At 61.8% G+C, this 16,827-nt stretch carries 12 protein-coding genes and 1 pseudogene; 5 read left to right on the forward strand and 8 right to left on the reverse strand.

What is annotated here, in order from left to right; translation table 11 throughout:
• Window positions 1–14: 14 nt before the first annotated feature.
• From M6D32_RS13885 to M6D32_RS13905, 5 genes are all read right to left on the reverse strand, one after another.
• A complete protein-coding gene (locus M6D32_RS13885) occupies window positions 15–2,060 on the reverse strand; it encodes a hydantoinase/oxoprolinase family protein (RefSeq protein ID WP_298257039.1) in 2,046 nt (681 codons plus the stop codon).
• Window positions 2,060–3,727, reverse strand: a complete 1,668-nt coding sequence (locus tag M6D32_RS13890; RefSeq protein WP_298257041.1) for a hydantoinase B/oxoprolinase family protein — start codon at window positions 3,725–3,727, stop codon at window positions 2,060–2,062. Before M6D32_RS13890 ends, M6D32_RS13885 begins: the two co-directional genes overlap by 1 nt.
• Before the next feature lie 191 nt (window positions 3,728–3,918).
• Complete coding sequence (locus M6D32_RS13895; protein WP_298257043.1) at window positions 3,919–4,863, reverse strand: SH3 domain-containing protein; 945 nt, start codon at window positions 4,861–4,863, stop codon at window positions 3,919–3,921.
• Window positions 4,864–5,065: 202 nt separating this feature from the next.
• Window positions 5,066–7,045 carry an autotransporter domain-containing protein gene (locus M6D32_RS13900; protein WP_298257045.1) on the reverse strand — a complete coding sequence of 660 codons (1,980 nt, stop codon included), beginning with the start codon at window positions 7,043–7,045 and terminating at the stop codon, window positions 5,066–5,068.
• Between the two features lie 230 nt (window positions 7,046–7,275).
• The gene (locus tag M6D32_RS13905) at window positions 7,276–7,443 is read right to left on the reverse strand and encodes a hypothetical protein (RefSeq protein WP_298257047.1); all 168 of its coding nucleotides are present in this window, start codon (window positions 7,441–7,443) and stop codon (window positions 7,276–7,278) included.
• A 300-nt stretch (window positions 7,444–7,743) separates the two neighbouring features.
• On the opposite strand from M6D32_RS13905, the gene M6D32_RS13910 reads away from it, so the two are divergent.
• The 5 genes and pseudogenes from M6D32_RS13910 to M6D32_RS13930 all read left to right on the forward strand — a co-directional run.
• Window positions 7,744–9,453, forward strand: coding sequence for a cache domain-containing protein (locus tag M6D32_RS13910; RefSeq protein WP_298257049.1), 1,710 nt, complete (start codon window positions 7,744–7,746; stop codon window positions 9,451–9,453).
• A gap of 763 nt (window positions 9,454–10,216) precedes the next feature.
• Entirely contained in the window at window positions 10,217–10,768 is a 552-nt protein-coding gene (locus M6D32_RS13915; RefSeq protein ID WP_298257051.1) for a GNAT family N-acetyltransferase, read from the forward strand.
• A gap of 579 nt (window positions 10,769–11,347) precedes the next feature.
• Entirely contained in the window at window positions 11,348–12,295 is a 948-nt protein-coding gene (locus M6D32_RS13920; RefSeq protein ID WP_298257053.1) for a retron St85 family effector protein, read from the forward strand.
• Window positions 12,292–13,227, forward strand: a complete 936-nt coding sequence (locus M6D32_RS13925; RefSeq protein WP_298257055.1) for a retron St85 family RNA-directed DNA polymerase — start codon at window positions 12,292–12,294, stop codon at window positions 13,225–13,227. Before M6D32_RS13920 ends, M6D32_RS13925 begins: the two co-directional genes overlap by 4 nt.
• A 201-nt stretch (window positions 13,228–13,428) precedes the next feature.
• A pseudogene (locus tag M6D32_RS13930) lies at window positions 13,429–13,830 on the forward strand (IS256 family transposase); the annotation flags it as partial.
• Window positions 13,831–14,522: 692 nt separating this feature from the next.
• Here the strand turns inward: M6D32_RS13930 and M6D32_RS13935 are convergent.
• The 3 genes from M6D32_RS13935 to groL form a co-directional block, all read right to left on the reverse strand.
• Entirely contained in the window at window positions 14,523–14,807 is a 285-nt protein-coding gene (locus tag M6D32_RS13935) for a HigA family addiction module antitoxin (RefSeq protein WP_298257057.1), read from the reverse strand.
• A 9-nt stretch (window positions 14,808–14,816) separates the two neighbouring features.
• Entirely contained in the window at window positions 14,817–15,098 is a 282-nt protein-coding gene (locus tag M6D32_RS13940) for a type II toxin-antitoxin system RelE/ParE family toxin (RefSeq protein ID WP_298257059.1), read from the reverse strand.
• 289 nt (window positions 15,099–15,387) lie between these two features.
• Window positions 15,388–16,827: chaperonin GroEL (groL, locus tag M6D32_RS13945; protein WP_298257061.1), on the reverse strand; the 1,440-nt coding region annotated here is incomplete at its 5' end.

Below are 16,827 nucleotides of genomic sequence, written 5' to 3' on the forward strand. Positions count from 1 at the left end.
TCGCCGTCGCTGTCCTACAAACGCACCTCGATATCCAGCCAGCCGAGATCGTTGACGGTGAGCCTGTCGCCTGAATTGATCACGACCGTTGTCGTCTCGGCCTCGACGATGGCTGGGCCGTCGATCGTGTGACCGGATTCGAGCGTCTCCAGCGCGTAAACCGGGATGTCGCGCCAGGCGCCGAAATAGGCCTTGCGTGTCGATCGCGGCGCGCAGGTGGCGGGTGAGCCCACATGCCGTCGCGCCTGTTCGCTCGGCGCCACCCGGCCAATGGCTGCGACGCGGGCATTGACGAACACGACCTCCTGGTCGCGCGAGGCATAGGTAAAGAGCTCTTCATGGCGATCGTGAAAACGGCGCTCGATCTCGCCCGCAAGCGTCGGCGCCTGCCAGTCCACGCCGTCAAGCGGTACGTCGATCTCATAGACCTGCGCGCCGTAGCGCATTTCCGCGGAGCGTTCGATGTGAAGCGGGCCATCGAACCATGCGCGGAGACGGCCGGCCGCCTGCTGTTCCAGCCGCGCGAACAGGTCGCGCACCTCGCCCGCCGCAACGCCCGCACTGGCACCCATCTGAGTCTGGCTCGCTTCGTAGCGCAAATCGCTTGTCAGCATGCCCCATGCCGATAGCACTGAAGCAATGGTCGGTACGATGATCCGCCTGATCTCGAGCTCGCGCGCAATCTCGACTGCGTGCAGTCCGGCGGCGCCGCCAAAACTCAACAGCGCAAACTTGCGGGGATCGACGCCGCGGCGCAGCGTCATCAAGCGAATGCCGTCGGCCATCCGGAGATTGACGAGCCGGTAGATGCCGGCGGCGGCTTCGATGCGCGAGAGATTAAGCGACGCCGCCAGGCGGTCAACGGCTGCTTCGGAGGCGGCGGAATCGAGCGGGCGTTTGCCGCCCATGAAGGCAGCCGCGTCGAGATAGCCGAGGACGACATTGGCGTCGGTCACGGTCGCCGACGTGCCGCCATTGCCGTAGCAGGCCGGCCCGGGCACAGCGCCCGCGCTTTCGGGGCCGACGTGGAAGGTGCCGCCGGCATCGACATGCGCGACCGATCCGCCGCCGGCGGCGATGCTCGCGATATCGAGGCTGCGCAGTGCAATGCGTTCGCCGGCGAGATCGCCGCCTGCCGACAGCGACGCGCGTCCGCCCGAGATCAGCGAGATGTCCGTCGAGGTCCCGCCCATGTCGAACGGGACGAGGTTTGGAATGTTCAAAAGCTCTGCGCAGCGGCGGCTGCCGGAAACGCCGCCAGCCGGACCCGACAGCACCGTGCCGGCGGCGAGCCGTACCGCTTCGTCCACCGGCGCCATGCCGCCATGCGACAGAATGATGAAGAGAGAGCCTTTGAAACCGGCTTCCGCGAGCCGTTGCTCCAGCCTGTGCAGATAAAGATGCACCAGCGGACCGACATAGGCGTTCACGATGGTCGTGGAGACGCGCTCGTATTCCTTGATCTGGGGCAGCACGTCGCTCGATCGCGACACGTAGACGCCGGGCAGTTCGCGCCGAATCGTTTCGACTGCGGCGATCTCGTGCGCCGGGTTGCGATAGGCGTGCAGGAAACACACCGCAACCGATGTCGCCTTTGCCTTGCGGATGGTCTCGATTGCGCTTGCCAGCGAAGAAGCATCAAGCGGCGTCAGCACCTCGCCGGTGGGGCGCAGGCGCTCGCGTATCCCTAAGCGCAATTCGCGCGGGACCAACGGTTCCGGCGGCGGCGAACGCAGGTCATAGCGGTTGCCCTTGAGGCCCTCGCGCATTTCGATGATGTCGCGGTGGCCTTCGGTCGTCAGCAGCGTCACCTTCGCGCCCTTGCGCTCCAGAAGCGCGTTGGTCGCGACGGTGGTGCCATGGATGAGCCGCTGCGTCTTCGCCAGCATGTCGGTGCGCGAAAGATCAAGCCGGCGCGCCAGCTCGTCGAGCCCGGCCATCACGCCGATGGATTGGTCCTGCGGCGTCGAAGGCGATTTGGCGAAGACCGTTCGCCCGGCCTCGTCGATTGCGACAAGGTCCGTGAACGTGCCGCCCACATCGATACCGATGGTCAGCATCAGGATTCTCGCGCCGCGCCGCTGTCGGTTACGAGACCCTGCGCGAGGTCACGCTCGCGCGCGGATTTTGACCGCTTGTCCGGCGGTCCCCAGCCGCCGCCGCCGGAAGAGCGGATCTCGAGGCAGTCGCCGGGCAGGATTTCAATGCCCGCTTCCTTGGTACGCAGCCGGCGCGGCGCACGTCCCTCCGAGACGAGACGATAGTCATGCGGCGCGCCGTCCTTGCCGCCGAGGAGACCGCAGGGGCCATGCCGCGCGCCGTCACCGGCGGTATTGCCGACGACGGGCTCGGCGGTTTCGATCACCAGATCGAGCGCAACGCCGAGACCGCCGCGGTGTTTTCCGTCGCCGCCGGAATCGGCGCGGAATTCGTGGCGGCGGAAGTGCAGGGGAAAACGCACCTCGTCGACCTCGATGCTGCCGAACTTGATGCCGCCGGCGGAGTGCCATTCGCCGATCGACGACCAGCCATCACCGCCCACTGAGGCGCCACCGCCCGGGCGCGCCTGGAACAGGTGCCAGATGAAATGGCGTCCGTTGCGCGGATCCTCGCCCTGGATCGCGATGCGAAAGCGGCGACTCCAGCCGGCCATGGCGCGGTCCGGACAGGACGCCGACAACGCCTTGATCACGGCCTCGACGATCTCGTTCGACGGATGGCTGGTGCAGAGCGTGACCGGCAGACCATCATCGGCATGAACGATGGTGCCTTTTTTCGTGACGATGCTGAGCGGACGGAGCGCGCCAGAGTTCTTGGGAATGTCGGCGTCGATCAGATAGGCGAACGCCATCGAGACCGCGGCCTGTGTATTGGCGTGCGAGGAGTTGACGAAGCTTCGCGTCTGCGGATCGGAGGACGAAAGATCGACCTCGATATTGCTGCCGCTCTTGGTGACTTTCGCGGCAATGCGGATGTCGTTGTTGCCGCGGCCGTCATCGTCGAGGAACGCCTCGCCGTGGAACACGCCGTCCTTCCAGGTCGAGACGACTGCGCGCGCCTGCTGCTCGGCGGCATCGAGGATCAATTCGACCGCAGCCGCCACCGTCGACGCACCGAATTCTGCGAACAACCGCGCCATGCGACGCTCGCCGAGATGCGCCGCGCCGACCATCGCGGCCAGATCGCCGCGAAAATCGCGTGCGTTGCGGGTGTTCAGCGCCAGCATTTCGAGCAGGTCGTCGCGCAGACGCCCAGCCTCATACAGCCGGATTGGCGGGATGCGCAGGCCTTCCTGCCAGATTTCGGTCGCATCCGGGTTATAGGCGCCATGGGTCGCGCCGCCGATATCGCTTTGATGCGCACGCACGATCGTCCAGTACAGGCGCGTCTTGCCGTCGAAGATCGGCACAAAGGCGGTCACGTCAGGCAAGTGGCTGCCGCCGTGATAGGGATCGTTCAGGAGGATCACGTCGCCCGGCTTGATATCGTTGAAACGCTTCTCGACGGCGAGCGTGGCCCAGGGCAGGGCGCCGACATGCACAGGAATATGGTCGGCCTGCGCGATCAGGCGGCCCCTGGTGTCGGTGATCGCGAGCGAGAAATCGCGGCTGGAATTGAGGATCTGCGAATAGGACGTGCGCAGCATGGCCTCGCCCATCTCGGCGACGATCGAGGACAGCCGGTGCTGGACAACGGAGCGGGTGATGGGATCGATCGGGGCCGACATGGAGACCTTGAGGAGCGATTGCCGTGACTTGAAATTGCGCGAAATCCCGCGCCGGACAATAGCTATTTGTGCGAGAGGGCCTTTCTCTTCTATCATTGCCGGACTTGACCACGCCTGCGTCGCGACCGCCCGGCTGCGACAAACGCGAGAACCTCGAAAAAAGCCCGGCGCTTGGCCGGGCTTTTCGTCGTTTAGCGGTGTTCGTGGCCGTGGCCTCCGCCACCGGCCCGTACGGCACCGCGCTGCGCGGCATTGATGTGCGGTGCGCCGCCACCGCCATGTGGCATCGCGGGCGCCGCGTGCGGCATGGGGGTCTGCGCGTGCGCGTTCATCGGCGAACCGCGGCCGATATTCGGTTTCGCGACATGCTGCATCGGGCGCGCGGCCGGAGCCGCAGAGGAGCGCGTCGCTTGATGCGCTCTCGCCATCGGCGGCTGCATGCGCGCATTGGCCCGGGCAGCGCCTCCCTTATGGCCCATGCGTTCATGGTTCATGCGCTCGCGTCCCGTGCGTTGCTGGCCCATGCGGGCCTGGGCACCAACCTGACGCCCGCGTGCTTCGCGTCCCTGAGCTTCTCGTGCGCCGCGGAACTGAGCGGCGTTCCGCTCGCCGCGAGTTGCACGTTCTGCCATGCCGCCGCGCGGCGTTCGCCCCTTGGCAGCCGCTGCATTGCGCGTTGCCTCGCGGCCAATGCGAGCTGCGGAGCGATTGATCGTCATCCGCGATGCGGCTCGCTCATGGGAGTTCCAGTACGTGCTCCAATGGGCCCGGCGGTGATACCAGGGCCGTCCCGAATAGTAGCTCGACCAGTACGAACTCAAGACGAACGGCACGATGGGCACGTCGACCTCATCGACATAATCGGGAAGATAGACGTAAGCGTCGTGGTAGAGATATTCGAGATATTGCGACGATACCCAGCCGCGGTCGTCGGACCAGCTGACGTCGCACCAGGCGTCGCCCCTCAGACATCCGTGGACGTTGACACGGGCGCCGCCGGGAATGCGATCGACCATCGGAAAACCAGGGCCGGGACCGGCCCTCAGGCCCACCGACTCCGTGACGATGCCGGGCGCCGCAAGTGCGGCGGTCGGCGCGAGCAACAATGCTGCCGTCAGGACTGCTTTTAGCTTCATGATACGTTCCTCCTTGATAGGAGCGGAACGTCCCAACCAGTGCGCGCGTTCCGAACGAGATTGTCGCATGCTCCGAAATATTAAAGTGGTTGCGCGGATCGGCGCCCGCGAGGTCCGTCGTTCATCCACCGTTCATCTGCAAGACGCGTCCGAGCGATCATGGCAACACGCGCGAGTTGCGCGCGTCCTCAACGAAGGGCGGTCAATTCTTGTAGGCGAGCGGCGCCGGCCTCTCGCCGAGCGCATAATTCAATCCGATGAGGCCACCAAAGACGGTCGCATGGTCTTGCCCAAGCTGCGCCGTGAAGGACGCCAGTCCAGTCCAGGCCGGCGTCAAGGTGAGCTGCGTGCCGATGGTTGCCGTTGCCCAGTCTCGCCCCAGCACGACGGCCGGCATTGAATAGCTCGGCGCCGCGGTGTTGGTGGTCAGCGAGGCCGTCACCATGCGGTCGAGCGGGTCGAATTCGTGATCCCACGCCAATTGCACAAAGGGGTGCCATTTGCCCCAGTCGACTCTCGCCTGGTAGCCGAGCACGCCCACTTCCGAATTGCGGATCTGGTCGCCGAACGACAGGCTGGTGAAGCTGCCGCTTTCGGTGAACCCGCTCACTCTTGCTTGCTGCAGGATCAGGCCGGCGACCGGGCCGTGCGTCACCGTACCGGCGCGGAAATCGTAGCCGATCTCGCCGGCGAGCGAGAGATCACTGCCGCTGCTCGATCCGTTGTTGGTTTGAACGGTGATGCCGATCGGCACGGTCCGGTTGATGTCGTAGCCGAGCCAGGCGGCGGTGCCGGTGAGGTCAGCCCACCAATTCGCGTTGCGATACGCGGTATAGAGGCTGAACGCGACACTGTCCTGCTTGTAGCCGCCGCCGAGCGAGAAACTCGGATTGACGTAGCCGGTGGTCAGCGCCGCGCCTGCGAGCCAGCCGTTCTGCCATTTATAGTCGACGCCCATGCTGCCCGAGAGCGGATAACCGGGATCGCTGGGAAATCCGGCTTGGCTGTTGTTGAGTTGGAGGTAGGAGAGTTGGCCATTCACCCAAACGTTCCAGCCCACCTGGCGCAGACGTTGTGCGAGATCGATTTGCTGCTGGATGCCGGTGATGGTCTGGAAGGTGGTTTGAACGGCGGTTTCCGCAAGGAATGAAATTTCGCTTGGGGCGACCAGCAGGTTGTAAAAATAGTCGGCTTCGATTTGCTGGCCCGCCTCAGTGAGATGAACGCCGTCCATGAACAGGTAGGTTTGCGTCGCGTTGGCTGATTGCAAATAGCCGTGCGTGGTGCTCGGCGCCGTGCTCGGCGCGCAGGTAACTCCGTAGCCGGACGTCAGCCCCGACCCGATGGCGGGCAGACAAGCATAGTTGCTCGGTCCGCTCGCGAGCGGGTCATGGGTGATGCCGAATGCTGCGGGATCTCGCTCCACCGCGGCAAAGACCGACACGGTATCGGCCGGAATAAACCGGACGCCGCCCGCGGCCAGATCGCTCCAGGTGGCCTGGATGATTGTCTTCGCGTAGGCCGCGCTCGCCGCATTGTCCAAAGGACCGGGATAATAGTTGCTCATGATGATGGTGCGCGCGCCGGCAGCCTGCAGATTGATCAGGCTGTTGCTCAGCGCGTGCGCCTCGCCGAGCAGGTAGGCGACCGCAGCCGGAGAAGACGGACCGAACGTCGAGAGCGCAGCGCTGGCGTCGTTGCCGCCGCTTGCCAGCAGATAAATCGCATTGGGATTGGCGTGGCCGTTCACCGATGCGAGGTAGTTGCTGATCTGGGTCGCGGTGCCCGGAAGCAGCGGATTGGGATACTGGTTTCCGGTGGCGGTGGCCGGAACGAAGCCGGTCGGCACGAGATAATCGACCGCGTTGCCAATGGCGAAGTTCGTCCCGCCGCTCTGACCAGCGGCGTTGACCGACAGGCCGAACAAGCCGGCGAGAATTTGCGCATTGCCGAGGCCGGGGCCGGTCGGATGGGCGTTTCCACCCGCCGCAAGGGAAGCCGCGATCGAGGCATCCACGCTGGCGACGCCGGTCGAATGCGCCCCGCTGCTCGCGCCGGTGTACCAGCCCGTGTCGACGGTGCTGTCGCCGAACCCGACAAGCTGGTTGAAGCTCTGCGCCTCGGCCAATTGCGCCGAGCACAGCAGCACCCAACCGGCAAAGCAGGCTCGCTTCCAATCCATCCCGTCCCCGTCCGCCAACCGACCCTCAGCGGCTATTCCCGCACTCAGGCTATATCAGGGGAGGCGAACGAACCACGCCAAAGCAACCCAATGCCTGGGAAAATGCTTAATGGCTCGCGCTCGCCCATCCCCGAGAACATCGGCAAAACAGCCGGCATCTTCTACAGAGCGCCGCCCGATCCGTCAGGTCCCGAGACGGTCTTAAGACCACCGAAATGACAGGGGTGTTGCTAATGGGCTACGGCGGACTCCGCTTCGCCGTCAGACAACTGGCGCAGCTTGTCGTCGAGGTCCGCCGGTTCGTCAGGCGTCGATGACTTTAGAAGCGTTCGCAGCCGCTCCCCGATTTCGTCGCAGATGGCACTGGTGTGCGTATCGTGGATCGTTGGGTTGTCCATGGTCTAACCATTGGTGAATTCAACGGAACCGAGACCGTTGCCTTGGCTATCCGCTACATGCGCCGTCACTATAACGGCGGCCAGCGGTCTCGCGGGTGAGAAGTCCGAGGTCGGCTTGTTGGTTCCGGCCCGAAATATGAAAATCGTCGGCCGGAGCCCGCCTCTTCGTTGGCTCGGTCGCCGGCCGACCCCGTGTAATCTGCGGCCATGGCGGCCGCTCAAGGCGAGGCCAACGTGAACGTCTTTGTAAGAAATAGAAGGTAAACGGGTAACCTCTTGTTGGCTGACGGGAAAAAAACGATGACTTCTGCCTCCGCCTCGCGCTTCACCCGGCTCCGGCTCACGATCTCGAGCAGGCTGGCGCTCTTGGTCGGAGCCGCTGCCCTGCTCATGCTGGGCGGGTTTTTCGTTCAGCTCCTGACCATTCGCGACACGCTGCTCGATGGACGGCGCGACGCCGTCCGCAACGAGGTCCAGAGCGCCGTTGCGATTGCGCACCACTATGTTGCGGAGGCCGCCGCCGGGCACCTCACCCAGGACGAAGCCCAGCAGCGCGCGCGCACGGCGCTGCGCTCGATGCGTTTCGGCGAAGGCGACTATATCTACGCTTACCGCTATGACGGCGTGAACGTCGTCCACGGCCTCAAGCCGGACCGCGAGGGCAAGAACTTCATCGATCAGGTCGACTCCAACGGTGTGCGGCTCAACGCCAACGTGATCGCCGCCGCACAGGCCGGCGGCGGGTTCACCGAATTCATGTTTCCGCGCGCCGGCCACGACACGCCTTCCGCGAAGCTCGCCTATGCCGCGCCGGTTCCCGAGTGGCAATGGGCCGTGGGCAGCGGCGTCTATATCGACAATGTCGATGCGCTGTTTCGGGTCCGCGTTTTCCATATGCTGGGAATCGTGGCCGCGATCCTGGCGCTGCTCGGCGTCAGCTCGTGGTGGCTGGCGCGCGGCATCGTCAAGCCTGTCCGCGCGCTCACCGGCGCGATGACGAGGCTCGCCCAGGGTGAAATCGCCGCGGAGGTCCCGGCGACCGGCCGCACCGACGAAGTCGGCGAGATGGCTCGCGCCGTCAGCGTGTTCAAGGACAACATGGCCGAGGCGGACCGCTTGCGCCATGAGCAGGAGCAGCAGAAGGCGAGTGCGGCTGCCGGACAGAAGGCGGCGCTGATCCGGATGGCGGACGACTTCAGCACCAGTGTCGGCGGAATCATCAATACGGTTGCTTCCACCGCGACCGAGATGCAGGGCGCCGCGCAATCGCTGAGCGCGACCGCGGAAGAGGCGAGCCGCCAGGCGGGCGCCGTGACGGGCGCGGCGGATCGGGCAACCGGCAACGTCCAGACCGTTGCCACCGCGGCAGAGGAGCTCTCCGCTTCCATCAGCGAGATCGGACGGCAGGTGGCGCAGTCTTCCTCCATTGCGGTGAAGGCGGTCGATCAGGCCAAGCGCACCAACGACACGGTGAACAGCCTCGCCCAGAGCGCACAGACCATCGGCGAGGTGGTGGGGCTGATCCAGCAGATCGCCAGCCAGACCAATCTGCTGGCGCTGAACGCCACCATCGAGGCGGCGCGCGCCGGCGAGGCGGGCAGGGGCTTTGCCGTGGTCGCCTCCGAGGTGAAGAACCTCGCCAGCCGGACGGCGACGGCGACCGAGGAGATCACCAACCAGATTGCCTCGATCCAGAGCGTGACTGGCGAAGCCGTCACGGCGATCCAGAGCATCGGCGAGACGATCGGGCAGATCAACGAGATCGCTTCCGCGATCGCCTCCGCCGTCGATCAGCAGGGCGCTGCGACCCGGGAGATCGCAAGCAGCGTCAGCCAGGCGGCCGCAGGCACCAATGAAGTCTCTTCCAATATCGCCGGTGTGACCCGCGCGTCGGGCGAGGTCGGTGCGGCGTCGAACCAGGTGCTCCATTCAGCCAGCGAACTGTCAAAGCAATCCGAGCGGTTGAAGAAAGACGTCGACAACTTCCTCGACAACGTGCGCGCCGCGTAACCAGGCCCGAGCATCGGGGACGCATCGTGACCGACCGATCGACGCATTGACCGAGCGCGCGGTCGGAACGCGTTCCCATTCCTGTTCGAACATCAAACAGCCTAGCGCCATCGCAACTCTCTCCTGCGTCATGGCCGGGCTTGACCAGATCAGGTCCGGGCATGACGAATGTATTTGTATCGACGCTTCAAGACACAACTCCACATTCTCGCGGCGCAATGGCGCCCGAGGCATTGAGCTTACCCTCCAATGGAAAGAGGGTGCAGGGAATGCCGGGTGCTGGCCGCACCCGCAGCCTCGCACGCAAATGAAAAAAGCGTACGAGCAAGTCACCACAGGTAGGCCGAACATTCCGGCATTCCCCGCGCGATGGTTTTACGGCTTCCTTCGTGATCTCCCCGGTGATCGGGCTTTCTTGCCACCGTCGCTGGCGTGATGCGCCAGCATCATCGCCAACTTGACCTCAGCGTCGAGAGGCCAGAACCACACGACTTCGCCGTCCGCCATCATGCCGTTCGTCTTGCGGCACCATGAGCGTCCATCGCATCCCGCACCTAGCAAATCGTGACGACCGCGAAGCGCCCCTCTCATTGGGCACGGGATGGCGCGGGCTTATAGAGATGATTTGCCCGACGGGTAGAGCAAAATATTTTTTCACGAGGGAGTGGACAGTAGAATCGGCGTTGATTTGACGAAAGAAATTCAGGTTTTCGCGCGATCGTTTCTGCTTTTGATCGCCATAACGCGGCGATAGACTCACCTCATGCCTGCGCCCCATTTTCGGCCGACGCTCGTCGGCCCGGCCATCACCATAAGGCCCATCTCAACCGAGGATTGGACGGAGCTGTTTGCGGCAGCCTCCGATCCCAAGATTTGGGAAGTCGATCCGGAGCCGGACCTCTACACCGAGGTGGAATTCCGAAAATTCTTCGACGACGCGATCAAATCAAGAATGGCTTTCGTTTTTGTCGATCGCGCTACGGGCAAGATGATCGGATCGAGCCGTTATCACGATTATGACCCCGTGATCGGCGAAATCGAGATCGGCTGGACGTTTCTGGTGCGCAGCCACTGGGGCGGGGCTGCGAACCGCGAGGTGAAGCGCCTTATGCTCGATCATGCCTTCACGTTCGTCGATACGGCCGTATTCTGGGTCGGCGAGGAAAACTGGCGCTCGCTGCGCGCGATGACCAAGATCGGCGGGGTCAGGCGCGCGGGCCTGCATAAGCGCGCCGTCACGGCCGACCGTCCCTATTATATTTTCGAGATCACGAAGCGTCGCTATGAAAGCGGCGGCCGCGCATTGCTGGAGTGAGCGGCGCTCAGGACAACAAAAAAGAGCACGATTTGCCTGATGGCGTCCATCGCATCCCGCACCTAGCAAATCGTGACGACCGCGAAGCGCCCCTCTTTTGCCGGCAAATCGTGACGGCCGCGAAGCGCCCTCCTTTAGTAGAGGCACGGGACGGCGCGGGGTTCTAAAGATGATTTGCCGGACGGGTGGAGCGAAAAAATTTTCCGTTGGGGGCTGGACGGCCCAAATCAGGCAGAAATCGTTGGGAAATTTTGATTTTTCGACAAGGCTCGTTACTGGCTTTGGCGACAGTCGCATCGAGTGCTCAGGCCGGATTTGATGGGCTCAAAACCAAAGTGCATTCAATCTCTGGGGATAAATTTCCTCCTGACCAAGCTTTGGTTGACACGAATCAGCTCCTCAAAGATCGATAAGCACCACTTACGCGATGGTCTTTCCTTGTTCCGGGAAGATAGTCCGGCGCTTCGCCGGACTTAGTTTGATTGTGCAGTCTTATCGGTGCGGAAGAGCGAGATGTCTCATCGCCTCCGGCCGCTACGCTCGATAAGACATCTCCCTCTTCCTCACCTTTGAAGGTAAGTGGCATTCGATCCAACCGAACTCATCAGGGGCATGGATCCGGCAAGTCTCCGGGTCCATGCCCCGAGTTGTGTCGTCTTTCTATGTGGCGGCGCCATTAACCCCGGACTGGCGAAGCCCGAGGTTCTTCGGGACGCCTTTCTACGTGCGGCAAAAGTGTCTGCACCTTCATATAAAATTATCTTAGCGGAAGATGCGAAGCCGCTCGTTTCCGACGCTGGCTATGACAACCTTTTCCGATTTGAATCGGACATTGCGCAGGTGGTTGGGCAAATATTGTTATTTGTCGAGAGCCCTGGAAGCCTTGCGGAACTGGGGGCATTCGCTGCGCTTGAAACCGTTTCTCCGAGGCTGTTAGTTGTCCTTGATGAATACCATTACAATCAAAGCTCATTTGTTAAACAGGGGCCTCTTAGGTACCTTGAAATAAAGCAGGGCGAAGAGTCGATTGTCGCGTTAGATCGGGCATACGTTGGCATTGATGCCGACGGCCGGATTGGCGGTCTCAATATAGCGAATTTCGCAGCAACCGTTTTGCCGGCTCTCGATAAGCGGTTAGGGGAGTTGGTAAAGTTTGAGAAATTTGAGCCCGGCAGAGCCGGGCATGCCATTTTGCTGCTTGTCGGACTATGCCAGGAGTTAGGTGCTCTCACTCAAAGCGAAATACGTGAGTTTCTGAGGTCGTTTGGCGTATCGGACCTTAGATTCAATAATTTTGTTTATTGCGCTGAACTGCTGCAGTGGATCAGAAAGATTCGTAAGGGTAACAATATCTACTATGTTGCGGAACAACCTCGCGAAGCTGCCCTTGACTATCAATTCCAAAAGAATGTTATCCAAAAGGATAAACTTAGATGGCGTTCGGACATAAGGACACATTGGCAAAAGTCGGATACCGCGCGGTTTAATGCAATACGGGACGTTACAGTTGCGAGCGTCTCAGCATGAGCAAGCTAATTGAGCTCATAACCACAGAGACTGGGCTGACGCGAGAAGACGTTCTGCGCCTAATTCATACCGCACCTAAGCGCTACAAGATATTTCACATTCCAAAACGGTCCGGCGGCGAGAGGGAAATCGCGCAACCGGCTCGAGAGGTCAAACTGATTCAGCGCGTGCTGCTCGATAAAATATTAGCGTCATTGCCGGTCCATGATGCCGCGGTTGCATACAGAAAAGGAAGGTCAGTAGCGACCAATGCATCGCATCACGCCGGCCATGGCCCAATACTCAAGATGGATTTCAAGGATTTCTTTCCTTCGATTCGCTCCGAGGATTGGCTTCTTTATTGCCGAAATGCTGACCTGTTTGGGGAAGTGGACGCGCACCTCTCTGCGCTAATACTGTTTCGTCGAGCAAAGCGGGAGCAGGTCCTAAAGTTGTCTATTGGCGCTCCGTCCTCCCCGGTATTGTCAAACATTCTTTTGCTGCCGTTCGATACGATGGTGGCGCTTGAGGCAGTTAGGCGGGGTATCAAGTACACGCGCTACGCAGATGATCTGACGTTTTCCGGCCAGCGTATCGGCATGTTAAAAGACATGGTTGACGTGGTTGAGCATACAGTGCGGCATATGCCACGACCAAAACTGTCAGTTAATTCAAACAAGACCGTATTTGTGACCGCGAAGCATCGTCGCGTGGTTACAGGGATTACCCTCGCCAACAACGGAAGTTTGAGTCTTGGACGCCAAAGAAAACGTTTGCTTTCGGCAGCTGTTCACCGAGCCATCAACGGAAGACTTAGTCCTGCTGAGCTACTTCGGCTGAGTGGTGACTTGGCTTTCGCAAATGTTGCTGAACCGGATTTCATTGTTTGGCTCCAGAAGAAATATGGGATCGAGGGCGTCCAAATGATTAAGCATGCGCCACGATTGTCTTAGTCGGCTAGATCTTTGACAGCGGTCTGGACAGGGATTGCCAGTTTTACGCTTAGCAACGTTCAACAGGTGCGTAGCGCCGTATGTCAAACAAAAACCCCGGCAGGGGATGTCCCGGGTTCTGTTGAATTTCTGAAGAGGTCGGCGTTGCCCACCTTGAGCCGGTAGGCTCGGGGTGCTGATTCCACAAGGGAGAACAACGCCATGACGAGAGATATCACACCGGCTGGTTGGCCGGCGACCGGGGCTGTGGACGAAGCGTTTGCGGAAGTGCGAGCGAGCTTCGATCGGTTCTGCCTTGCGGCAGGGATCGAGGCGCTCGGCACGATGATGGAGGCGGATGTGACGGCGGCCTGCGGGCCGCGCCACGGTCGCGATGCGGCGCGGCGGGCGCACCGTTGGGGCCGAACGCGGGGACGGATCGGTTTCCACGGCGGCAAGATCGAGGTCGAGCGCCCGCGGGTCCGGGGCGTGGACGGCCGCGAGGTCACGATCCCGAGCTGGGAAACGGCGGCGCAGGAGGATTGGCTCGGTCGCTGGGCGATGAACCTGATGCTGATCAATGTGTCGACGCGCCGGTTCGGCCGCGCTGTCCGGCTGCCCGAGAGGGCAAAGGAAATTCGATTTTTCGCGCGATAGTTGGGCGTCTGAGGTCAGTCGCCGATCTCTTTTAGCAATGCCTTAGCGTAGCGACACGCTTCGTCATCTTCACCAAGGCGACAGGATTGCGATAGCGCCTTTCTCGCACGCGCATAATCCTTATCGACACCAATCCCTCGTATAAGGTGAAATGCGATCATGGTGCAAGCCCAAGGATCGTTGCGATCGCAAGCCAGGTTATACGTTCGAATGCTGCATTCGTTGACCGAGGCTGAGTCCAGGCTTGCGGCGCGATTCGTGCAACCGGATATAAAACCGAGTGCGCAAGCCCTCGAGAAGAGCGCTTCTGATACTGGCCCACTTTTGACTTTCTGGAGCACGAGAGCCGCTGAGTAGCATTCACTCGCATCACGATCGCGGCATCGACTAATGCACTGGTTCAATGCATTTGAACAGCGTTCGATCGAATAGTCGATCGAGGTTTGATGCTGTGGCATCAAGTCAGCCGGACACTTGTCGAGTTTGGGAAGCCAGTCCGGCCATGAAGCCTCCATCTGCTCTATCATTTTGCCCGCGTCGGCCGCGACTGCGTATGATGGGAAGAGGCACGCTGCAAGGATGAGGCTGAAGGCTATTGCGAAAACGTGTGCCGCTCCTCGGAACATGACGGGTTTCCTTCTGTGCTCATCGAGCGACGCTCACGCCGCCTTGTGCGGCATGATCTTTCGATAACTGTGCTTCTTCTCGGCCTTGGAGAGATCGTGAGCGGCCTGCAAGTTCAGCCAGAAGCGCGGATCGGTTTCGAAATAGCGGCCCAGTCGGATCGCCGTATCGGCACTGACATCGCGCGCTCCGCGCATGATCTCCGTCAGGCGGTTGGCGGGGATGCCGAGGTGTTTTGCCAACGCTCGGGCCGACAGGCCGAGAGGAACGAGATATTCCTCGCGCAGGACTTCGCCGGGGTGGGTGCGTAAACGCGCCATGATGGCCTCCTAGTGATAATCTACAATTTCGACGGCTTCAGGACCGTCCGGCGTCCAGCGGAAGCAGACACGCCATTGCCGGTTGATCCGGATGGAGTGTTGTCCTCGCCGGTTGCCTTTCAAGGCTTCCAATCTGTTACCCGGTGGCGAGCGCAGATCGTCGAGGCGAACCGCCGCATCCACCATATCGAGCTTGCGTAGAGCGACAGCCTCGATGCTTCGCCACCTGGCAGGGCAAGAACCACCCGTGAACATCAACTCGGTGGTGCGGTCGGCAAAGCTGCGGATCATTAATCGATAATATGCGATACGTATCGCATATCGTCAAGGATAATTGCTGCCTTTTCCGGCACGGGCCGGCGCGAAGTTTCGGCTGTTCAAGAGGTAAATCCGCGGCGTTTATCTTGTGGCATGCCTTCCGGGCTCTCGCTTCGCCGGCCCCGCAATGACAGAGAAAGACCAGTACAAACAAAAGCCCCGGCATCGCTGCCGGGGTTTTGCATTTCGCAGGTGTGGCGCGAGGTCCCGGCTTCGCGGAGCGGCATGAAGAATGCCGCACCGCGTCCGGGACAGGGCTGGATCAGAAATCCATACCGCCCATGCCGCCGCCCGGAGGCATGCCGCCGCCGGCCGGAGCGGCCTTCTTCGGCAGCTCGGCGACCATGGCTTCGGTCGTGATCAGCAGCGCAGCCACGGAGGCTGCGTTCTGGATCGCGGCGCGCACCACCTTGGTCGGGTCGATGATGCCCTTGCTGACCAGATTGCCGTATTCGCCGGTCTGGCTGTCGAAGCCGAACGAGTACTGATCCTTCTCGAGGATCTTGCCGACGATGACGGAGCCGTCTTCGCCCGCATTGATCGCGATCTGGCGGGCCGGCGCGGAGAGCGCCTTGCGCACGATCTCGATGCCGGTCTTCTGGTCGTCGTTCTTGGCGCGCAGGCCCTTGAGCTGGAGGGAAGCACGGAGCAGGGCGACGCCGCCGCCCGGAACAATGCCTTCTTCCACAGCCGCGCGGGTCGCATGCATCGCGTCATCCACGCGATCCTTGCGCTCCTTCACCTCGACCTCGGTCGCACCGCCGACGCGGATCACCGCGACGCCGCCCGCGAGCTTGGCAAGGCGCTCCTGGAGCTTCTCACGGTCGTAGTCCGAGGTGGTTTCCTCGATCTGCGCCTTGATCTGCGAGACGCGGGCCTCGATGTCGGCTTTCTTGCCGGCGCCGTTGACGATCGTGGTGTTCTCCTTGTCGATCATTACCTTCTTGGCGCGGCCAAGCATGTTGAGGGTGACGTTCTCGAGCTTGATGCCGAGGTCTTCCGAGATTGCCTGGCCGCCGGTCAGGACCGCGATGTCCTGCAGCATGGCCTTGCGGCGATCGCCGAAGCCCGGAGCCTTCACCGCGGCAACCTTCAACCCGCCGCGCAGGCGGTTGACGACGAGGGTGGCGAGAGCTTCGCCTTCGACGTCTTCCGCGACGATGACGAGCGGCTTGCCGGTCTGCACCACGGCTTCGAGCAGCGGGAGCAGCTCGTTGAGCGAGGACAGCTTCTTCTCGTTGATGAGAATGTAGGCATCGTCCATCTCAACGCGCATCTTGTCGGCGTTGGTGACGAAGTAGGGCGAGATGTAGCCGCGGTCGAACTGCATGCCTTCGACGACATCGAGTTCGGTCTCCAGCGACTTGGCTTCCTCGACCGTGATCACGCCCTCGTTGCCGACCTTCTTCATGGCGTCGGAGAGGAACTTGCCGATCTCGGCATCGCCGTTGGCCGAAATGGTGCCGACCTGGGCGATCTCCTCGTTCGAGGTGACCTTCTTGGAGTTCTTCGCCAGATCCGCAACGACGGCCTCGACCGCGAGGTCGATACCGCGCTTGAGATCCATCGGATTCATGCCGGCGGCAACCGATTTCGCGCCTTCCTTGACAATCGCCTGCGCCAGCACCGTCGCAGTGGTGGTCCCGTCGCCGGCCAGATCGTTGGTCTTGGAGGCAACCTCGCGCACCATCTGCGCGCCCAT

The sequence above is a fragment of the Bradyrhizobium sp. genome (genome assembly GCF_027307225.1).
GTDB lineage: Bacteria > Pseudomonadota > Alphaproteobacteria > Rhizobiales > Xanthobacteraceae > Bradyrhizobium.

Excerpts from the sequence above, each read along its gene's own strand:
- M6D32_RS13905 (WP_298257047.1), bottom strand. The coding sequence starts at position 7,443 with ATGGACAACCCAACGATCCACGATACGCACACCAGTGCCATCTGCGAC.
- M6D32_RS13895 (WP_298257043.1), bottom strand. The coding sequence starts at position 4,863 with ATGAAGCTAAAAGCAGTCCTGACGGCAGCATTGTTGCTCGCGCCGACC.
- M6D32_RS13910 (WP_298257049.1), top strand. The coding sequence starts at position 7,744 with ATGACTTCTGCCTCCGCCTCGCGCTTCACCCGGCTCCGGCTCACGATC.
- M6D32_RS13890 (WP_298257041.1), bottom strand. The coding sequence starts at position 3,727 with ATGTCGGCCCCGATCGATCCCATCACCCGCTCCGTTGTCCAGCACCGG.
- M6D32_RS13935 (WP_298257057.1), bottom strand. The coding sequence starts at position 14,807 with ATGGCGCGTTTACGCACCCACCCCGGCGAAGTCCTGCGCGAGGAATAT.
- M6D32_RS13915 (WP_298257051.1), top strand. The coding sequence starts at position 10,217 with ATGCCTGCGCCCCATTTTCGGCCGACGCTCGTCGGCCCGGCCATCACC.
- M6D32_RS13900 (WP_298257045.1), bottom strand. The coding sequence starts at position 7,045 with ATGGATTGGAAGCGAGCCTGCTTTGCCGGTTGGGTGCTGCTGTGCTCG.
- M6D32_RS13885 (WP_298257039.1), bottom strand. The coding sequence starts at position 2,060 with ATGCTGACCATCGGTATCGATGTGGGCGGCACGTTCACGGACCTTGTC.
- M6D32_RS13925 (WP_298257055.1), top strand. The coding sequence starts at position 12,292 with ATGAGCAAGCTAATTGAGCTCATAACCACAGAGACTGGGCTGACGCGA.
- M6D32_RS13940 (WP_298257059.1), bottom strand. The coding sequence starts at position 15,098 with ATGATCCGCAGCTTTGCCGACCGCACCACCGAGTTGATGTTCACGGGT.